The organism is Microbacterium sp. CH12i (assembly GCF_000685355.1).
In the GTDB taxonomy this organism is placed as follows: Bacteria; Actinomycetota; Actinomycetes; order Actinomycetales; family Microbacteriaceae; genus Microbacterium.
Window position 1 is genome coordinate 153,543 of sequence record NZ_JHET01000010.1, and the last position, 15,829, is coordinate 169,371.

General features: G+C 64.1%; 19 protein-coding genes and 3 pseudogenes. 6 read left to right on the forward strand and 16 right to left on the reverse strand.

Features of this window, described 5'->3' with window-relative positions:
- Positions 1–18: 18 nt before the first annotated feature.
- The 3 genes from DC31_RS12805 to DC31_RS12815 all read right to left on the reverse strand — a co-directional run bounded on the left by DC31_RS12805 (position 19) and on the right by DC31_RS12815 (position 1,904).
- Entirely contained in the window at positions 19–777 is a 759-nt protein-coding gene (locus DC31_RS12805; protein ID WP_036280697.1) for a cytochrome c biogenesis CcdA family protein, read from the reverse strand.
- A complete protein-coding gene (locus DC31_RS12810) occupies positions 774–1,424 on the reverse strand; it encodes a TlpA family protein disulfide reductase (RefSeq protein ID WP_081813850.1) in 651 nt (216 codons plus the stop codon). The genes DC31_RS12805 and DC31_RS12810 overlap by 4 nt, the downstream gene beginning before the upstream one ends.
- Before the next feature lie 75 nt (positions 1,425–1,499).
- Positions 1,500–1,904: a MerR family transcriptional regulator gene (locus DC31_RS12815; RefSeq protein ID WP_036280698.1), complete on the reverse strand. Its 405-nt coding sequence runs from the start codon at positions 1,902–1,904 to the stop codon at positions 1,500–1,502.
- A gap of 53 nt (positions 1,905–1,957) precedes the next feature.
- Here DC31_RS12815 and DC31_RS12820 point away from each other — a divergent pair, with 53 nt between their 5' ends.
- Positions 1,958–2,851: an NAD(P)/FAD-dependent oxidoreductase gene (locus DC31_RS12820; protein WP_036280699.1), complete on the forward strand. Its 894-nt coding sequence runs from the start codon at positions 1,958–1,960 to the stop codon at positions 2,849–2,851.
- Positions 2,852–2,892: 41 nt separating this feature from the next.
- Here DC31_RS12820 and DC31_RS12825 read toward each other — a convergent pair whose 3' ends face one another.
- From DC31_RS12825 to DC31_RS12835, 3 genes are read right to left on the reverse strand one after another with little or no spacing between them, the layout of a single operon-like run.
- Positions 2,893–3,195 (reverse strand): helix-turn-helix domain-containing protein, encoded by a 303-nt coding sequence (locus tag DC31_RS12825; protein WP_036280701.1) that lies wholly within the window; start codon positions 3,193–3,195, stop codon positions 2,893–2,895.
- Positions 3,192–3,539 (reverse strand): type II toxin-antitoxin system RelE/ParE family toxin, encoded by a 348-nt coding sequence (locus tag DC31_RS12830; RefSeq protein WP_036280702.1) that lies wholly within the window; start codon positions 3,537–3,539, stop codon positions 3,192–3,194. The genes DC31_RS12825 and DC31_RS12830 overlap by 4 nt, the downstream gene beginning before the upstream one ends.
- Positions 3,540–3,582: 43 nt before the next feature.
- On the reverse strand, positions 3,583–4,212 hold the full coding sequence (locus DC31_RS12835; protein ID WP_036280704.1) for a histidine phosphatase family protein: 630 nt from the start codon (positions 4,210–4,212) through the stop codon (positions 3,583–3,585).
- 179 nt (positions 4,213–4,391) lie between these two features.
- On the opposite strand from DC31_RS12835, the pseudogene aspS reads away from it, so the two are divergent.
- Positions 4,392–6,172: pseudogene (gene aspS, locus DC31_RS12840) on the forward strand (aspartate--tRNA ligase).
- Positions 6,173–6,187: 15 nt separating this feature from the next.
- Here the strand turns inward: aspS and DC31_RS12845 are convergent.
- On the reverse strand, positions 6,188–7,018 hold the full coding sequence (locus DC31_RS12845; RefSeq protein WP_051606930.1) for a sulfite exporter TauE/SafE family protein: 831 nt from the start codon (positions 7,016–7,018) through the stop codon (positions 6,188–6,190).
- Positions 7,019–7,273: 255 nt separating this feature from the next.
- On the opposite strand from DC31_RS12845, the pseudogene DC31_RS12850 reads away from it, so the two are divergent.
- From DC31_RS12850 to DC31_RS12865, 4 genes and pseudogenes are all read left to right on the forward strand, one after another.
- A pseudogene (locus DC31_RS12850) lies at positions 7,274–8,376 on the forward strand (ABC transporter substrate-binding protein).
- 5 nt (positions 8,377–8,381) lie between these two features.
- The gene (locus DC31_RS12855; RefSeq protein WP_200872939.1) at positions 8,382–9,299 is read left to right on the forward strand and encodes an ABC transporter permease; all 918 of its coding nucleotides are present in this window, start codon (positions 8,382–8,384) and stop codon (positions 9,297–9,299) included.
- Positions 9,296–10,090 carry an ABC transporter permease gene (locus DC31_RS12860; RefSeq protein WP_036281191.1) on the forward strand — a complete coding sequence of 265 codons (795 nt, stop codon included), beginning with the start codon at positions 9,296–9,298 and terminating at the stop codon, positions 10,088–10,090. Before DC31_RS12855 ends, DC31_RS12860 begins: the two co-directional genes overlap by 4 nt.
- 67 nt (positions 10,091–10,157) lie before the next feature.
- Positions 10,158–11,177, forward strand: coding sequence for an ABC transporter ATP-binding protein (locus DC31_RS12865; protein WP_235201502.1), 1,020 nt, complete (start codon positions 10,158–10,160; stop codon positions 11,175–11,177).
- A gap of 74 nt (positions 11,178–11,251) precedes the next feature.
- On the opposite strand, the pseudogene DC31_RS12870 reads toward DC31_RS12865, so the two are convergent.
- The 9 genes and pseudogenes from DC31_RS12870 to DC31_RS12905 all read right to left on the reverse strand — a co-directional run bounded on the left by DC31_RS12870 (position 11,252) and on the right by DC31_RS12905 (position 15,733).
- Positions 11,252–12,006 (reverse strand): annotated as a pseudogene (locus DC31_RS12870) (amino acid ABC transporter ATP-binding protein).
- Positions 12,003–12,788, reverse strand: a complete 786-nt coding sequence (locus DC31_RS12875; protein WP_235201503.1) for an amino acid ABC transporter permease — start codon at positions 12,786–12,788, stop codon at positions 12,003–12,005. Before DC31_RS12875 ends, DC31_RS12870 begins: the two are co-directional and overlap by 4 nt.
- Positions 12,789–12,829: 41 nt before the next feature.
- On the reverse strand, positions 12,830–13,648 hold the full coding sequence (locus DC31_RS12880; protein WP_036280710.1) for a transporter substrate-binding domain-containing protein: 819 nt from the start codon (positions 13,646–13,648) through the stop codon (positions 12,830–12,832).
- 160 nt (positions 13,649–13,808) lie between these two features.
- Complete coding sequence (locus tag DC31_RS12885; protein WP_036280712.1) at positions 13,809–14,111, reverse strand: Dabb family protein; 303 nt, start codon at positions 14,109–14,111, stop codon at positions 13,809–13,811.
- Complete coding sequence (locus DC31_RS12890; protein WP_036280714.1) at positions 14,108–14,365, reverse strand: glutaredoxin family protein; 258 nt, start codon at positions 14,363–14,365, stop codon at positions 14,108–14,110. Before DC31_RS12890 ends, DC31_RS12885 begins: the two co-directional genes overlap by 4 nt.
- Positions 14,362–14,664, reverse strand: coding sequence for a rhodanese-like domain-containing protein (locus DC31_RS12895; protein WP_036280716.1), 303 nt, complete (start codon positions 14,662–14,664; stop codon positions 14,362–14,364). Before DC31_RS12895 ends, DC31_RS12890 begins: the two co-directional genes overlap by 4 nt.
- 102 nt (positions 14,665–14,766) lie before the next feature.
- On the reverse strand, positions 14,767–14,865 hold the full coding sequence (locus DC31_RS17750) for a 30S ribosomal protein bS22 (protein WP_003792170.1): 99 nt from the start codon (positions 14,863–14,865) through the stop codon (positions 14,767–14,769).
- Between the two features lie 76 nt (positions 14,866–14,941).
- The gene (locus tag DC31_RS12900; protein ID WP_327036870.1) at positions 14,942–15,190 is read right to left on the reverse strand and encodes a helix-turn-helix domain-containing protein; all 249 of its coding nucleotides are present in this window, start codon (positions 15,188–15,190) and stop codon (positions 14,942–14,944) included.
- Between the two features lie 126 nt (positions 15,191–15,316).
- Positions 15,317–15,733, reverse strand: coding sequence for an ArsR/SmtB family transcription factor (locus DC31_RS12905; protein WP_036280718.1), 417 nt, complete (start codon positions 15,731–15,733; stop codon positions 15,317–15,319).
- Positions 15,734–15,829: the final 96 nt, after the last annotated feature.

A 15,829-nucleotide genomic window follows, 5' to 3' on the forward strand; every position in this document is an offset into this window, starting at 1 on the left:
TTCGAGCCGGAATCAGAATCAGAGCGGGAGGATGACACTGCCCATCACCGCCCCGAGGCGAGACATGATGTCGGTCCACAGGCCAGTGACCATCAGGATGCCGAGTACGACGAGCAGGATGCCGCCGACAATGTTCACGACGCGGATGTGACGACGCAGGAATCCGACTGCCTTCGTCGCCCATCCGAAGCCAAGAGCAACGAGCAGGAACGGGATGCCGAGTCCGAGGCTGTACGCGAGGCCAAGGAAGCCCGCGCGCACCGGATCGCCGACGTTGATCGACAAGGCCACGATCGCCGCGAGCGTCGGGCCCATGCACGGCGCCCAGCCGATGCCGAGCGCGATGCCGAGCAGCGGAGCCCCGATGAAGCCCGCTTTCGAGTCGACCTGGAAACGGAACTCGCGCTGCGCGAATCCGAAGAGTCCGAGAAAGATCAGGCCCATGAGGATGATGACGCCGCCAAGGACGCGAGTGATCAGCTCACCCCACTGCAGGAAGAACATTCCGGTCGCGCCGCCGAAGATCGTCCAGGCGACGAACACGATGCTGAAGCCGAGGATGAACAGCAAGACGCCGAGCACGAGGCGGCCGCGGCGGGGGTTGACCGCAGCATCGGCGCCGCCCCCGCGTGGCGCTACGGCTCCCCCGATGAACCCGAGATACCCGGGCACGAGGGGCAACACGCAGGGCGACAGGAATGAAACGAGTCCTGCGAGCATCGCGACCGGGATCGCGAGCCAGAGTGCGCCGGAGCCGATCAGCTCCTGGGAGTTCACTCGCTCTCCGCGAGGGCGTCCCCCACGAGCGTGGAGAGGATGCTGGGGCCGTCGAGCTGGCCGATGATACGGGCGGCAACGCGCCCCTGCTTGTCGAGCACGAGGGTGGTCGGCGTCGCCTGAATCGGGGTGACGCTGGCGAATGCGAGCTTCGCCTCTCCCTTGTCTACGTCGATGAGGCTCGGGTAGGTGATGCCGTATTCGTCGGCGAAGGCGCGGGCGGTGTCGGCCTGGTCATAGGTGTTGACGCCGACGAACGAGACATCTTTACCTTCGTACTTCTGCCAGACCGACTCGAGGTCTTTCGCCTCGACACGGCACGGGCCGCATGCCGCGTACCAGAAGTTGACGACGGTGACGTCGCCGGCGATCTGGGAGCTGGTGAACTCGTCACCGGATTCGGTGATGCCCTGGAACTCGACCGGTTCACCACGATCGGCCGGCGCGATCTCGACGACAGTGAAGTCCGCCGAGATGTAGCCCTTGTCGTTGCCTTCGAGGTACTGCTCTGCGACAGGGTCCTGCGCGCACGCTGTCAAGGAGACGGCAACCACCGCGGCGAGCGCGGCTCCGAGCACACGACGAGACCGTCGGATACGGGAGAGGCGGCCGCTACGAATCGGTCGAATCGTCGAGGCGAGTGGCACATCTTCAGTCTACGCGCGGGAATCTATGGGTGTTCTGGATGACAGCGGTCACTGAGCCTGTCGAAGTGCCCGGTGTCAGAACCGCGCGAGCACGTCGTCGACCCCAGCGCGGAACCTCGGGCAGGTAGTGATGTCGTGCGCAGTGCACCGCACTGCGTGCTCAGTCATCTCTTTGGAAAGACGCATCTCCTCCATCCTTCGGTCAAGGTCGGCGATGTGCGCGTAGAGCACTTCATGCCGCCCGCGCCTGCCGTCATCGAGGAGGATAGCGATCTGCTCGAGCGTCATCCCGGCCGCCTTGCTGCGCTGGATGACGGCGATCCGCACGATCTCCGGCTCGCCGTACCTCCGCCGCCCCGCGTCGTCGCGCTCTGGCCGGAGGAGCCCGACCGATTCCCAGTGCCGGAGCACATTTGTGGGCAGATCGAACCGCTCAGCGACCTCGCCGACGGACCAGGGATGTACAGAACTTGACTTCATGTTGACATGAAGTCACAGACTGATCGAGAACGCAAGATCTAGGAGGCTTATTCATGTATGACGCAATCGTGATCGGCGCCGGCCCCGCAGGCCTGCAGGCCGCTCTCACTCTCGGCAGGATGCATCGCTCGATGCTCGTTCTCGACTCTGGCGCGTACCGCAACGGCACTGTGTCGCATATGCACAACGTGATCGGCGACGACGGCACCGCACCGGACGAATACCGCTCTCGCGCCCGCGCGCAGCTGGCCGCGTACGTCGATGTGGAGTTCCGCCGCGCAACCGCTGCGAGCATCACCGGCGCTGCGGATGACTTCACCGTGGCGCTATCCGATGGACACCGCGAGAGCGCGCGACGGATCATCCTCGCGACGGGCGTCGCCGACGAACTCCCTGATGTTCCTGGTCTCGATGAGCTCTGGGGGCAGCACGCTTTCGCCTGCCCGTTCTGCGACGGACACGAGTTCGCTGGCTCTCAGATCGGCATCATCGGGGCGGGTCCGCGCGCTGGGCATCTTCTCGCGCTGCTAGGTCCCGTCGTTGGCGGCATCACGGTGTTTTCACTCGATGCAGCCGATGACGACACCGCACTGCTTGAGGCCGCCGGAGCACGCGTGGCTGCCGGCGCAGCAACCGCCGTCCGCTCAGCGACGCGTGGCGGGGTGATTGTCACCGCGGCTGGAGTCGACACCGAGGTCGCCGGGCTCTTCGTCGCGGCCGGAAGCTTCCGGCAACGCGCACCGTTCGCCGAACAGCTCGGAACGCGGATGCTGGCCAGTGGCTCCATCGAGATCGACGACTTCGGCCGCACCTCGGTTGCCGGCGTCTTCGCCGCGGGAGATCTCGCTCACCGCGCGTCAATGCCGGGGCCGATGGCATCCGTGATTCAGTCGGCTGCCGCCGGCCAGCTGGCAGCCTCCGGAATCGTGCAAGAGCTCAGCGTCTGAACGAGCTTTAATCCTTGAGCAGGAGCCTCACGCGGACCGCGTCAACTCGCGGCCGCGAACTCGATGTTCAGATCCTGATCCACGGCACGAGCGATTCGTCGGAGCATCGGAATCGTCGGCACCTGAGCACCGTTCTCAATGGCTGAGATAACAGACTGCCTGGTGCCGACGCGAGCGGCGAGTGCCGTCTGCGTGAGGCCCGCTCCAGTGCGTGCGGTGTAGACCAGCTCCGCCAGACGCAGTCGGGCTTCCTCTTCCTCCACCGCAGCATCGAAGCGTGCGCGCTCCTCAGCGGGCATAGCGGCGAGCGCATTGGTCTCCAACTCGCGAAACGGCGTAGTCATAGATTCGTTCCCTTCTTCTCATCGATTCGGCTCTGGTGCGCGGTCTTGGCGCGGCGTGCGCGCAGCACTTCGTGTCGTTCGTTGTTGCGTTGTTTGCGAAAGGTCGTCAGAGTGACTGCTGAACGGTCGGGATCAAGGACGTACGTAATGCGGCGGGCGACACCTTCACAGGTGAAGCGCAACTCGCGCAACCCGTCTCCGAGCTGACGCGAATGCGGCATTGACAGCATGTGCCCACGATCTTCGAGACGGGCGACAATGCGCTGGGTGGCGGCTTTGCCCTCGGGTGATAGAGCGAAATACCAGTCCCGCACCTCATCGGAGAATTCAACCGACCATCGCATAGATCGAATATATCATTCCCGCGATATAGGATCTAGCGGATATTCACACGGCCCCAACGTCGACGGCATTGCCGGTCGCGGCGGGCTCGGCGTAGGCGACCTCGCGCCACACATCGCCGACGCGCTCGAACGAGGTGACGCTCGAGAGGGCGCAGCGGCGGGTGCGCGGATCGTGGCGCAGCGGGAGCCCAGCGACGTGCAGGTGCGTGATCCAGATCGGTGCCTGGTGCGAGACGATGACGATGTCGCCACCGTCGGTCTCGTGCCAGGCGCTGTTCATCGCCGCTTCCATTCGATCCGCAATCGACACGTATGGCTCACCCCAGCTGGGAAGCGACGGCTTGCGCAGATACCACCAGTTGCGCGGATCGCGCAGCGACTTACTCATTCGCGTGCCTTCGAACACGTTCGTCGGCTCGATCACCCGATCATCGATGACAGCGTCGAGCCCGAAGATCTCGGTGAACGGCTCGGCCGACTCCTGCGCACGCTGCAACGGAGAGCTACGCAGCGAGGTCACCGGTCGGCCCTGCTCTGCGATGTGCTCGGCGGCGGCACGCGCCATCCGTCGTCCGTCCTCGCTCAACCGGTAGTGCGGAAGCCGCCCGTACAGCACGCGCTCCGGGTTATGCACTTCGCCATGGCGGACAAGGTGAAGACGTTCGGCGGGCATGGTTCCAGTGTAGGGACCCATGCCCGCCGAACAGGTGGGCCTGACTAGACCCGACGGTACTGTGCCGAACCGAAGCCGATGATCGAGAGTCTATCGATGCCTCGTTTCGAGCCGCAAGCCTGCCACCCGCGCCCACGTAGAATGGCGGAGTTCCCTTTACTGAACTGGAGGAATCTTCCGTGCTTCGCACTCACACGATCGGCTCCCTGCGCGCCGAACACATCGGTCAGACCGTCACCCTCTCGGGTTGGGTCGATCGTCGTCGTGATCACGGAGGAGTCGCGTTCATCGATCTCCGCGATGCCTCCGGTATCGCCCAGGTGGTCATCCGCGATGAAGAGACTGCACACCCGCTGCGCAGCGAGTTCGTCCTCAAGGTCACCGGCACGGTCTCCGCGCGCCCCGCTGGCAACGAGAACCCGAACCTGCCCACCGGCGAGGTCGAGGTCATCGCGACCGAGGTCGAGGTGCTCAACGAGTCCGCCCCTCTTCCGTTCCAGGTTTCCACCGGCCTCGGCGACACCGACCCGATCGGCGAAGACGTCAGGTTCAAGCACCGCTACCTTGACCTGCGGCGCCCGGCCGCCGCATCCGCTCTTCGACTGCGCTCGCAGGTCTACAAGGCGGTGCGCGATGTGCTCTCGACGCGCGAGTTCGTCGAGGTCGAGACTCCGACCCTGACTCGCTCGACCCCTGAGGGCGCTCGCGACTTCGTCGTGCCCGCGCGCCTGCACCCTGGCAGCTGGTACGCCCTGCCGCAGAGCCCGCAGCTGTTCAAGCAGCTGCTCATGGTCGGCGGTATCGAGAAGTACTACCAGATCGCTCGTTGCTACCGTGATGAAGACTTCCGCGCCGACCGCCAGCCGGAGTTCACGCAGCTCGACATCGAGATGAGCTTCGTCGACCAAGAAGACGTCATCGAAATGATGGAAGACGTCATCACTGCGATGTGGGCGACCATCGACGTCAAGGTGCAGACTCCACTGCCGCGCATCACCTACGCCGACGCGATGGCGAAGTACGGCTCTGACAAGCCCGACCTGCGCTTCGGCCTCGAACTCGTCGAGGCAACGGAGTACTTCGCCGAGACCCCGTTCCGGGTGTTCCAGTCCGAGTACGTCGCGCCGTGTTGATGCCCGGTGGTGCGAGCCAGCCCCGCAAGCAGCTCGACGCCTGGCAGGACTGGGCCAAGCAGCGCGGCGCGCGTGGCCTCGCCTACGTCCTGTTCAACGAGGACGGCTCGCTCGGTGGCCCCGTTGCCAAGAACCTGTCCGACGCTGAGCAGGCCGGCCTTGCCGACCTCGTCGGTGCCCAGGCCGGCGACTGCGTCTTCTTCGCTGCCGGTTCCACGAAGGACAGCCGCGCACTGCTGGGTGCGGCCCGCGTCGAGATCGGACGCCGCCTCGGCCTTCTCGACCCCGACATCTTCGCGTTCACCTGGGTGATGGATGCCCCGATGTTCGAGCCTGCGGCGGATGCCGTGGCATCCGGTGATGTCGCCGTCGGCGCCGGAAAGTGGACCGCCGTTCACCACGCTTTCACGGGACCGAAGCCAGAGTTCGAGGACACCTTCGACACCGACCCGGCCTCGGCACTCGCCTACGCGTACGACATCGTCTGCAACGGCTCTGAGCTCGGCGGCGGATCGATCCGCATCCACCGCGAGGATGTGCAGAAGCGCGTCTTCGAAGTGATGGGCATCTCGGAAGAGGTCGCCAACGAGCAGTTCGGCTTCCTGCTGGAGGCGTTCAAGTTCGGCGCCCCGCCGCACGGCGGAATCGCGCTGGGCATGGACCGCGTGCTGCAGCACCTCACGAAGGCGGACTCGATCCGCGAGGTCATCGCGTTCCCGAAGACCGGCAACGGCTTTGACCCGCTGACCTCAGCACCCGCACCGATCACGCCTGAGCAGCGCGCCGAGGCCGGCGTCGACTACTCCCCGGAGGACGACGAAGCCTAGACAGCGTCCCCGGGCTCAGCGCGCGAGCAGCGCAAGCCCGGGGACGATGTTTTCGTTCCACACGTCGACGCCGAGCTTTGCGATGAGCGCGATGACGACGACGAGAAATACGACGCGGATGAACTTCGTGCCACGCGAGATCGCCATCCGCGAGCCGAGGTAGCTGCCCGCGACGTTGGCGACGGCGAGAATTCCGCCGAGCAGCCACAGCACCGATCCGTGCGGAATGAACAGCAGCAGAGCACCGATGTTCGTGGCGAGGTTGACGATCTTCGCCTTCGCGCTTGACTGCAGAAAGTCGTAGCCGAGCAGCGCGACAAGCGTGATCACGAGGAACGTTCCCGTGCCAGGCCCGATCATCCCGTCGTAGAAGCCGATCACCAGTCCCGCGGCGCCAGCCATGATGTGGTGCTTGTGTCCGCTGAAGCGCAGCCTCGTCGCGGCGCCCAATTCCGGCTTGAACGCGGTGAAGGTCACCACCGCGAGCAGCGCCAGCACGATGATGGGCTTGAACGCGGATGACGGCAGCACTGTGGCCACTCCCGCGCCGCCGAATGAGCCGATCAGTGCGATAACTGCCATCGGAAGCGCCGTACGGATGTCGGGCTTCGCCCGCCGATAGTAGGTAGCACTGCTCGTTGCTGTACCGAACACCGAGGCGAGCTTGTTGGTCGCGAGCGCCTGCACGGGAGCGATGCCCGGAATGAGCAGTAGCACCGGCAACTGCAGCAGACCTCCGCCGCCGACCACCGCGTCGATCCAGCCAGCGCAAAACGCTGCGAGCACGACGAACACGAGCATGCCCCAGGTCAGCTGTTCGAGCCCGAGTAGCTGGCCGATCTCCATCCGATAAGACTGCCAGATGCCAAGGTCACCGATTGACGGTCGAAACCTCGGCAGAAGTAGAAGTCCGCGCCCGTTCGGCGCTAGGGTGCCACCGTGGGGACACGCACACCATCCGTCGGTCACCTCTCGTTAACCCGAGTCGCTTTAATCGGTAACCGTCGGGGCATAGCGTGCTCTCGCACCCCGGCACCCGGCCGGACCCCGAGAGGACATACCCATGGCACGCATTACCCGCCGCGCGCGCATCGCGCCGGCATCGCGCTGGTCACGACTGCAGCCCTCGCTCTGTCTGCCTGCAGCGGCACCACAGACGCTTCCAACACCGGCGACAGCACTGCAGCAGACGCTGCAACCGCGACCTCGCTCAGCGACTTCGGCACATTGGCAGACCTTGAGACGGCGGCCAAGGCCGAGGGCCAGCTGAACGTCATTGCCCTCCCCCGCGACTGGGCCAACTACGGTGAGGTCCTTGACCTGTTCGCCGAGCGTTACCCAGAGATCACGATCAACGAGCAGTCCCCCGACGTCTCCAGCGCTGAAGAGATCCAGGCCGCGAAGACCAACGCGGGCCTCGACACGGCACCCGACGTCTTTGACCTCGGTCTCGCCGTCGCCCTCTCAAGCACCGACAGCTTCGCCCCGTACCAGGTGGAGAACTGGGATGACATCCCCGACGCGCTGAAAGAATCGACCGGCCTGTTCGTGGGCGACTACGGCGGATACATGTCGATCGGCTACGACTCGTCGAAGTTCGATGAGCCCACCGCTCTCAAGGACCTGCTCAGCGCCGACTACAAGGGTGCGGTCGCAATCAATGGTGACCCCACCCAGGCTGGTGCAGCATTCGCCGCCGTCGGGCTGGCCACGATCCAGTCCGAGGGAACGCTGGATGACTTCCAGCCCGGCATCGACTTCTTCAGCGAACTGCAGAAGGCCGGCAACTTCCTCAAGGTCGACGTGACGCCCGCGACCATCACCAGCGGCGAGACCCCGGTCGTCTTCGACTGGGACTACCTCACGCCGCAGCCGGCGCTGACAACAAGAACTGGAAGGTCGTCGTCCTCGACGGCACCGGTTACGCCGGCTACTACAACCAGGCGATCAACAAGGATGCCCCGAACCCGGCAGCTGCTCGTCTGTGGCAGGAATTCCTCTACAGCGACGACGTGCAGAATCTGTGGCTGAAGGGCGGCGCACGTCCGGCTCGCATGGAGGCCATGACCGCGGCCGGCACGATCGACGCCGACCTCGCAGCGGCTCTTCCTGAGGTTCCGGCCGACACCGTCGTCCCGACCGAAAAGCAGAGCACCGACGCCGGCACGCTGCTCGGCGAGAAGTGGGCTGCGGCGGTCCAGTGACCTCGATGACCCTGGGGGCGGATGCCGCGGCATCCGCCCCCTCCACCGCCGGGCCGTCCAAGACGGCCCGGCGGTCCGGCATATCTACGGCGTGGCTGGGACTCGTGCCCTTCGCCGCGTACGTCCTGCTCTTTCTCGCGTTGCCGACGGTCCTCGCCATCGGCTCAGGTTTCTTCGCGAAAGACGGCTCGTTCACCTGGACAAACGTCACGGCCCTCGCCGATCCCGTTGTTCTGAACACGTTCGCGAACTCGGCCGGACTGTCGTTGCTGACCGCCATCGTCGGCGCCGTGCTCGGTGCGCTCGTCTGTTATGCCCTGCTCGGCATGAACCCTCAGGGCGCGGTGCGCTCAACCGTGGATGCCGCGGCAGGGGTACTCGCACAGTTCGGCGGCGTCATGCTCGCCTTCGCGTTCATCGCTACGATCGGCGCGCAGGGCGTGATGACGCTGTTCTTGAAGGACGCGCTCGGCCTGAACATTTTCGAAAATGGCATGTGGCTGTACGAGCTGCCCGGCCTGATCTTGCCGTACATCTACTTCCAGGTGCCGCTGATGGTGATCACGTTCATGCCGGCCCTCGCAGCCTTGAAGCCGCAGTGGACAGAGGCGAACCTCACGCTCGGTGGCACGCGCGCCAGCTTCTGGCTGCGGATCGGCATCCCGGTCCTTGCCCCATCGTTCCTCGCGAGTCTCCTGCTGCTCTTCGCGAACGCGTTCTCGTCGTACGCCACCGCCGCAGCGCTTGCCAGCCAGGGGTCACAGATCGTGCCGCTGCAGATCCGCGCGGCGCTCACCAGCGAGACCGTGCTGGGGCGAGAGAACCTCGCCGGCGCGCTGGCGCTCGGCATGATCATCGTGGTCGGCATCGTGATGAGCCTGTACTCGCTCGTGCAGCGCCGAGCCGCAAGGTGGCAGTCATGAATGGTCTCGCGCCCTCGCGGCTCACCCGTTGGATCATCGGCATCGTTGTAGGTGCGTTCTTCGCCATCCCTCTGGTCTCGACGTTCCTCTACACGCTGCGCGGCACCGAGGGCGGGCTGTCGTTCGAACGCTGGGCTGCGCTGTTCGACCCCGCAGCATCCGCGGCGATCAAGCCGATCTGGACAGGCCTGGGCAACTCGCTCGTGCTCGCCGTTGTCACGGTCGCGATCGTGCTTCTGCTGCTGGCGCCGACGATGATCCTCGTCAACCTGCGCTTTCCGAAACTGAAGCCGTTCTTCGAGTTCGCGGTGCTGCTGCCGATCTCGATCCCTGCGATCGTGCTCGTCGTCGGGCTCGCTCCGATCTACCTGCAGATCGGACGCACCCTCGGCACCGGCACGTGGACGTTGGCATTCGCCTACGGCGTCACCGTGCTGCCGTTCGCGTTCCGTTCGATCCAGGCATCCATCGACGCGGCCGACCTTCGCACGCTCGCGGAGGCCGCTCGCTCGCTCGGGGCGAACTGGCCGACCGTCGTGTTGAAGGTGCTGGCACCGAACATCCGCCAGGGCCTGCTCGCAGCATCCCTCATCTCCATCGCCGTCGTACTGGGCGAGTTCACGATCGCCTCTCTGCTGAACCGTCAGGTCTTCCAGACCGCAATGGTTGTCGTGCAAAAACAAGACGCCTACGCTCCGGCGATCTTCACCCTGCTGGCGCTGCTGTTCTGTTTCTTGCTGCTGCTCATCATCGGCCGCGCCGCCCGCGGCAACCGAAAGGCCCGCTCATGACCACCCCGACGTCCTCCCCGCCACGAAAGACAATCTGCTGCTCGCTGAAGCTGGCGAAGGCACCCGCGTGCAGTTCCAGGGAATCGAGAAGAGCTACGGCTCGAACAAGGTGCTGCACGGTGTCGACTTCGACATCGCACCGGGCGAGTTCGTCTCACTGCTCGGGCCGTCTGGCTGCGGAAAGACCACCGCGCTGCGCGTGCTCGCAGGCCTCGAGAGCGCCGACGGCGGTGCCGTTCTGCTGGGCGGACAGGATGTCTCACGCGTCCCGACCAACAAGCGCGACATCGGCATGGTCTTCCAGTCGTACTCGCTGTTCCCGCACCTGAACGTCGCAGACAACACCGCATTCGGCCTGCGCCGGCGAGGAGTCGGCAAGGTACAGGCAGCGAAGCGTGCGCTCGATGCCCTCGCGCTCGTCGGGCTCGAGGGCTTCGCCGACCGCTTCCCCCACCAGCTCTCCGGTGGCCAGCAGCAGCGAGTTGCTCTCGCCCGTGCCTTGGTCACTGAGCCTCGCGTACTGCTGCTCGATGAGCCGCTCTCTGCGCTTGATGCGAAGGTTCGCGTGCAGTTGCGTGACGAGATCCGTCGCATCCAGCTGCGCCTCGGCATCACGACGGTTTTCGTCACGCACGACCAGGAAGAGGCGCTGGCCGTCTCCGACCGAATCGCCGTAATGGATGCCGGACGCATCGACCAGATCGACACCCCCGAAGAGCTGTACCTGCGGCCTGCCACCGCCCACGTCGCAGCATTCGTCGGGCTCTCCAGCATGGTCTCTGGGATCGCCTCGGGCGGACGTGTGACGGTGTGGGGGCACGACCTTCCCACCAACACTCCCGCCAACGGTGAGGTCGAAGTGCACCTACGGCCCGAAAACCTGCGCTTTACGGGCGAGGCGGATGCCGCGACCAGCGGCGTGGTCGAGGAGAGTACGTTCCTCGGCAGCATCCGTCGCACCCTCGTCAAGACGGATGCCGGTGAGCTCGTGCGCGTGCAGCACGACGCGCAGTTCCATCCTGCCTTCGGAGACCGAGTGCACCTGGCTATTGAGCCGGTGCCGGTGGCCGTCCGGACGAAGGGCTGAGCGGGTCTTCCCGCAGATCGTCCCTGAGCCTGTAGCGGATCGGCCCCTGAGCCTGTCGAAGGGTCCGATTCGCGCTAGAGAACGCGTGCCAAGAAGTCCTGGGTGCGCGGATGCTGCGGGTGCGCGAGCACCTCGCGCGGGTCGCCCTCTTCGACGATGACGCCGCCATCCATAAAGATCAGGCGTGAGCTGACTTCACGGGCAAAGCCCATCTCGTGCGTGACGACGAGCATCGTCATCCCTTCGTCGGCAAGCGTGCGCATCACCTGCAGCACCTCCCCGACGAGTTCGGGATCGAGCGCAGAGGTCGGCTCGTCGAACAGCATCATGTCGGGATTCATGCACAGCGCCCTGGCGATCGCCACGCGCTGCTGCTGACCACCGGAAAGGTGCCCGGGATACGCATCCGCTTTGTCCGACAGCCCAACGCGGGCGAGCATCTTTTGTGCGACCTTGTCGGCATCTGCCTTGGAGCGCTTGAGCACCCGACGCTGCGCGACCGTGAGGTTTCCGAGCACGCTCATGTGCGGGAACAGGTTAAAGCTCTGAAAGACCATTCCGATGCGGGTGCGCACACGGTCGATGTCGATGTCGGGATCGGTAATGTCGATGCCCTCGATGAGAATGCTACCGCCGCTGGGCTCTTCGAGCAGATTCACCGAGCGCAGCAGCGTCGACTTTCCTGACCCGGAGGTCCGATCACACAGACGACCTCGCCCGGCTGCACGGTGAGGTCGATGCCCTTGAGCACCTCGTTGTCACCGAAGCTCTTGACCAGTGCGCGCACTTCGATGGCGGGCGCATGAATGTCGATCAAGTCCGTGCTCATCGCTGCCTCGCCAATCGTCGTTCAAGCCACGCTGCCAGTCGTGTGAGCGGAATCGTCACCATGAGGTACAATATCGCCGCCATGATGAGGGGCGTTCCATTAGCATTCTGATTCGAGAGGTCACGAACGAACGTGGTGAGCTCTCGTGTCATCAGCGTGGTGCCGGCGATGAACACCAGCGAGGTGTCTTTCAGCAGCAGCACGAATTCATTAGTCAGCGGCGGGATGATGATGCGGAAGCCCTGCGGAAGCGTCACCCAAATCATCGTCTTCAGCGGTGACATGCCGAGCGAACGAGATGCTTCGATCTGCCCCTTCGGCACGGCTTGGATGCCGGCACGAATCACCTCAGCCATGTACGCCGAGGACACCAGGATCAAACCCACAAGACCGGATGCTGCCGGTCCCCCTGGGATCTTGATCCCGAGACCGATCGGCAGCATATACGCGACAGCGAAGATCGTCAGCAGCGCAGGCAGGCCACGGAACAGCTCGATCCACGCCGTCGCGAACCACCGATACGGCAGGATGCTGGACAGCTTCATCACCGCGAACAGGATGCCGAGAAGCGCACCGCCCACAAAGCCCACAAGCGTGAACCACAGAGTATTGAACAGAGCGACCGTGATGATCTCGGGGAAGAGCTTCACCGCAACCGCGGGGTCAAGGAACTGCTTGCTAAACCGACCCCAGTCGGTAGACAGCACCGCCCAGGCGATGACCGCGACGAAGATCGCGTACATCGCCAGGCGATAGAGCCGCTGACGGGTCCTGCGTTTCATCGCCATCGTGATCTGTGTTCGTCAGCGCTCGTCAGCGCGGATCACTTGGCCGCGAAGTAGGTGTCGTAAATAGTCTGGTAATCGCCGCTGTCCTTGAGTTCTTTCAGGGCACCGTTGACTGCCTTGACCAGTGCGTCGCTCGCACCCTTCTCGAACGCGAAGCCGTACGCCTCGTCGGTCTTGTACTCCTCGACGATCTTGTAGGTGCTGTCAGCCTTCTCGTGCTCGATGTTCACCGGCTGGTCCTGGAGGATGGCGTCGACCTGACCGGCCTGAATCGCCGGCCACAGCTCGCCGTCACCGGGGTAGCGAATGATCTCAGTGTCGGCCGGTGCGTTGTCGGTTGTGTACGTCTCACCTGTGGTGCCCTGCTGCACACCGACGGTCTTGCCCGCGAGGTCGTCGATCGACTTGATTCCCGAATCCGAGCGAACCAGCAACGACTGCAGCGAGTCGTAGTACGGGTCGGAGAAGTCGAGGTTCGCCTTGCGCTCGTCGGTGATCGTCATCGCGGAGGCGCCCATGTCGCAGTTGCCAGCGACCAGGACAGTGCCAGAGGTCAGAGCTTCGAAGCTCACGTCCTGCACAGAAAGCTTCAGGCCGAGGTTGTCGGCGATCGCAGAGACCAGGTCAATGTCGAAGCCGGTGTATCCGGTTTCGGTCGACGAGTCTTCAAACTCGAAGGGAGCGTAGGGGATTTCGGAACACACCGTGAGGGTGCCCGCTTCAACCAGTCCGTAGTCGTTGCCTGCGGTGCTGGCGTCGCCGCCGCCCGCGTCACTGCCGCCGGCGCAGCCGGCAAGAGCGAGGGTGGCAGTCGCGGCGAGCGCGATGCCGAAGATGATGTTGCGACGTGACATGACCACTCCAGTGGGACGGGGCAGCAGTGCCCGCGGACAGGTATGAGGTTCATCTTGACATGGTCGGACACACAAATCGCATGTTCAGGGCACCCCAGAGGTTACATTTGCGTTTCACTCCGCTAACTGGAGTCACGCAGAACGCCCGGTATGGGCGGGATCAGACCTCGAAGTCGACAGCCACGCGAGAGGCGACGACCGAACGAATGTAGTCCGCGGCCTCTTCATGCGCCGGGTGCACCACATACTGCTCCAGCGCCTCAACAGAGTCGAAGTCGGCTACGAGCGTGACATCCCAGTTCGCGTCGGCATAGAGCGAGTTCGCGCCGGCCGAGATTGAGCGCAGTTGCGGAACCACGCCATCGAGAGCGTTCAGACGCCGCGCGACTTCTGCGGCCTCTGCGCCGCGCTCGGCGGCATCCTCGTTCTTGAGCTTCCAGGTGACTACGTGTCGGATCGTCATACTGTCTCCAGTCTTTGGCGCAGGCGGTCGGGCGAGACCCGCCAGTGCGCGTGCAGTTCACCGTCGATCAGCACGACGGGAATCTTTTCCCACCACAACTCGTGCAACGCAGGATCGTCATGGATCGACTGCTGCACGATCTCGACTCTGTCGCCGATTTCATCGGGAAGCTCTGCCACGACCGTCTCGACGATTTCCAGTGCTGTGGGGCACAGGTGACACCCGGCTTTGCCGATCACAGTGACGGTCGTCACGCCGAGGGGACCTCAACAGGGTTGCCTGCGGCGATCCACTCGCCGGTGCCGCCCTCAACATTCGTGGCGTCGTAGCCACGTGGCTCGAGTGCCTCAACAACGCGTGCGGAACGCCCACCTGCCTGGCAGATGACGTCGAACGCCTCGGAAGGGAGTTCCTCGAGGCGATCGCCGATCTCTGACATCGGGATATTCACGGCGCCAGGTACGTGGCCAGCGGCATACTCGTCACGCTCGCGCACATCAATGAGTGGCGTACTCTCGCGGGCCGCGAGATCTGCGATGGTGATCGACTTCATGACAACCTCCGGACTGGGCGCTGAAACGCGTTGAACGCAGAGACACAAAGCGCCCCTTTGACGAGCTCAAAGAGCAGGTCAGGGGCGCTCGTGTCAGGCCGCTTACTTCTTGTTGCGACGCTGGTGGCGAGTCTTACGAAGCAGCTTGCGGTGCTTCTTCTTCGCCATGCGCTTGCGGCGCTTCTTGATGACTGAACCCACGGAAACCTCACTAAGTCAGTTGCTGGGCGTCGCAGGATGACAAACGCCCGGGCGCGGCACGGAAAAATGCCTCGGATCAGTCTAGCAAACCACAACCGGTGCGAAGTGCACCGGTGCAGCCGCACTGAATTGGATCAGCCCACGTCGGAGATCGGGAGCTGGAGTGCGTCGCGACCGCCGACTCCGGCACACGATAACTGCGTCCAAACCGAATCGCAGGCAGGTCGCCGGAGTGCACGAGTCGATAGACGGTCATCTTCGAAACGCGCATGATCTCTGCGACTTCGGCGACCGTCAAGAATCGAACGTCAGGAACTTCGGGCATCCCCATACCCCTTTCTGCTGATGCACACTCTATGGGGAACATGCGACGCGTGTAAACCCATGTGGCGATTGTGGCCTGTGTGACTGGCGTCCCGTCCGCTGCGTCGGCGAGCGTCGGCGCGTCTGCTCAGGCGCCGAGGCGGCGAAGCGCCGTGGTGACGACGTGCTTTGCCGATGCCGCGGCGCGGCCAACAACTTCAGCCGCGTGCGCTGCGCCGTCATTCAGCGGAATGAGCGACAGATCGATGTCAGGAGCACTATCACCGAAAGCATCTACGAGGAAGGGAACCAGCCAGTCGTCGACGACTTCGAGTGCCTCGACCTCAATGCTGTAGAAGCGGCGCTGGCCGTCTTCGCGAACACTGACTAACTCTGCGTCGCGCAGCACCTTCAGATGCTTCGAGACGGTGGGTTGGCTGATGCCAAGTTCACTGACGATCTGCGAGACGCTGGTGCCGGCATCGCCATCGGTGGCACGCCGTAAAAGCAGCTGGAGGATATCGCGCCTCGTGCCGTCTGCAATCACGTCGAAGATGTCGGTCATGTGATTAGGCTAGTCGTCTCACGTGCGGAGTACCATGACGAAGGCTCTCTGAGATCTGCTCAGCGGGCCTTCGCAGACGAAGCTCAGGGAGGGACG

What these genes read in the sequence shown, in the direction of transcription:
- DC31_RS12815 (WP_036280698.1), bottom strand. Translation starts at nt 1,904, where the DNA reads ATGAAGTCAAGTTCTGTACATCCCTGGTCCGTCGGCGAGGTCGCTGAG.
- DC31_RS12820 (WP_036280699.1), top strand. Translation starts at nt 1,958, where the DNA reads ATGTATGACGCAATCGTGATCGGCGCCGGCCCCGCAGGCCTGCAGGCC.
- DC31_RS12825 (WP_036280701.1), bottom strand. Translation starts at nt 3,195, where the DNA reads ATGACTACGCCGTTTCGCGAGTTGGAGACCAATGCGCTCGCCGCTATG.
- DC31_RS12830 (WP_036280702.1), bottom strand. Translation starts at nt 3,539, where the DNA reads ATGCGATGGTCGGTTGAATTCTCCGATGAGGTGCGGGACTGGTATTTC.
- DC31_RS12835 (WP_036280704.1), bottom strand. Translation starts at nt 4,212, where the DNA reads ATGCCCGCCGAACGTCTTCACCTTGTCCGCCATGGCGAAGTGCATAAC.
- DC31_RS12845 (WP_051606930.1), bottom strand. Translation starts at nt 7,018, where the DNA reads ATGGAGATCGGCCAGCTACTCGGGCTCGAACAGCTGACCTGGGGCATG.
- DC31_RS12855 (WP_200872939.1), top strand. Translation starts at nt 8,382, where the DNA reads ATGACCCTGGGGGCGGATGCCGCGGCATCCGCCCCCTCCACCGCCGGG.
- DC31_RS12860 (WP_036281191.1), top strand. Translation starts at nt 9,296, where the DNA reads ATGAATGGTCTCGCGCCCTCGCGGCTCACCCGTTGGATCATCGGCATC.
- DC31_RS12875 (WP_235201503.1), bottom strand. Translation starts at nt 12,788, where the DNA reads ATGAAACGCAGGACCCGTCAGCGGCTCTATCGCCTGGCGATGTACGCG.
- DC31_RS12880 (WP_036280710.1), bottom strand. Translation starts at nt 13,648, where the DNA reads ATGTCACGTCGCAACATCATCTTCGGCATCGCGCTCGCCGCGACTGCC.
- DC31_RS12885 (WP_036280712.1), bottom strand. Translation starts at nt 14,111, where the DNA reads ATGACGATCCGACACGTAGTCACCTGGAAGCTCAAGAACGAGGATGCC.
- DC31_RS12895 (WP_036280716.1), bottom strand. Translation starts at nt 14,664, where the DNA reads ATGAAGTCGATCACCATCGCAGATCTCGCGGCCCGCGAGAGTACGCCA.
- DC31_RS12900 (WP_327036870.1), bottom strand. Translation starts at nt 15,190, where the DNA reads ATGCCCGAAGTTCCTGACGTTCGATTCTTGACGGTCGCCGAAGTCGCA.
- DC31_RS12905 (WP_036280718.1), bottom strand. Translation starts at nt 15,733, where the DNA reads ATGACCGACATCTTCGACGTGATTGCAGACGGCACGAGGCGCGATATC.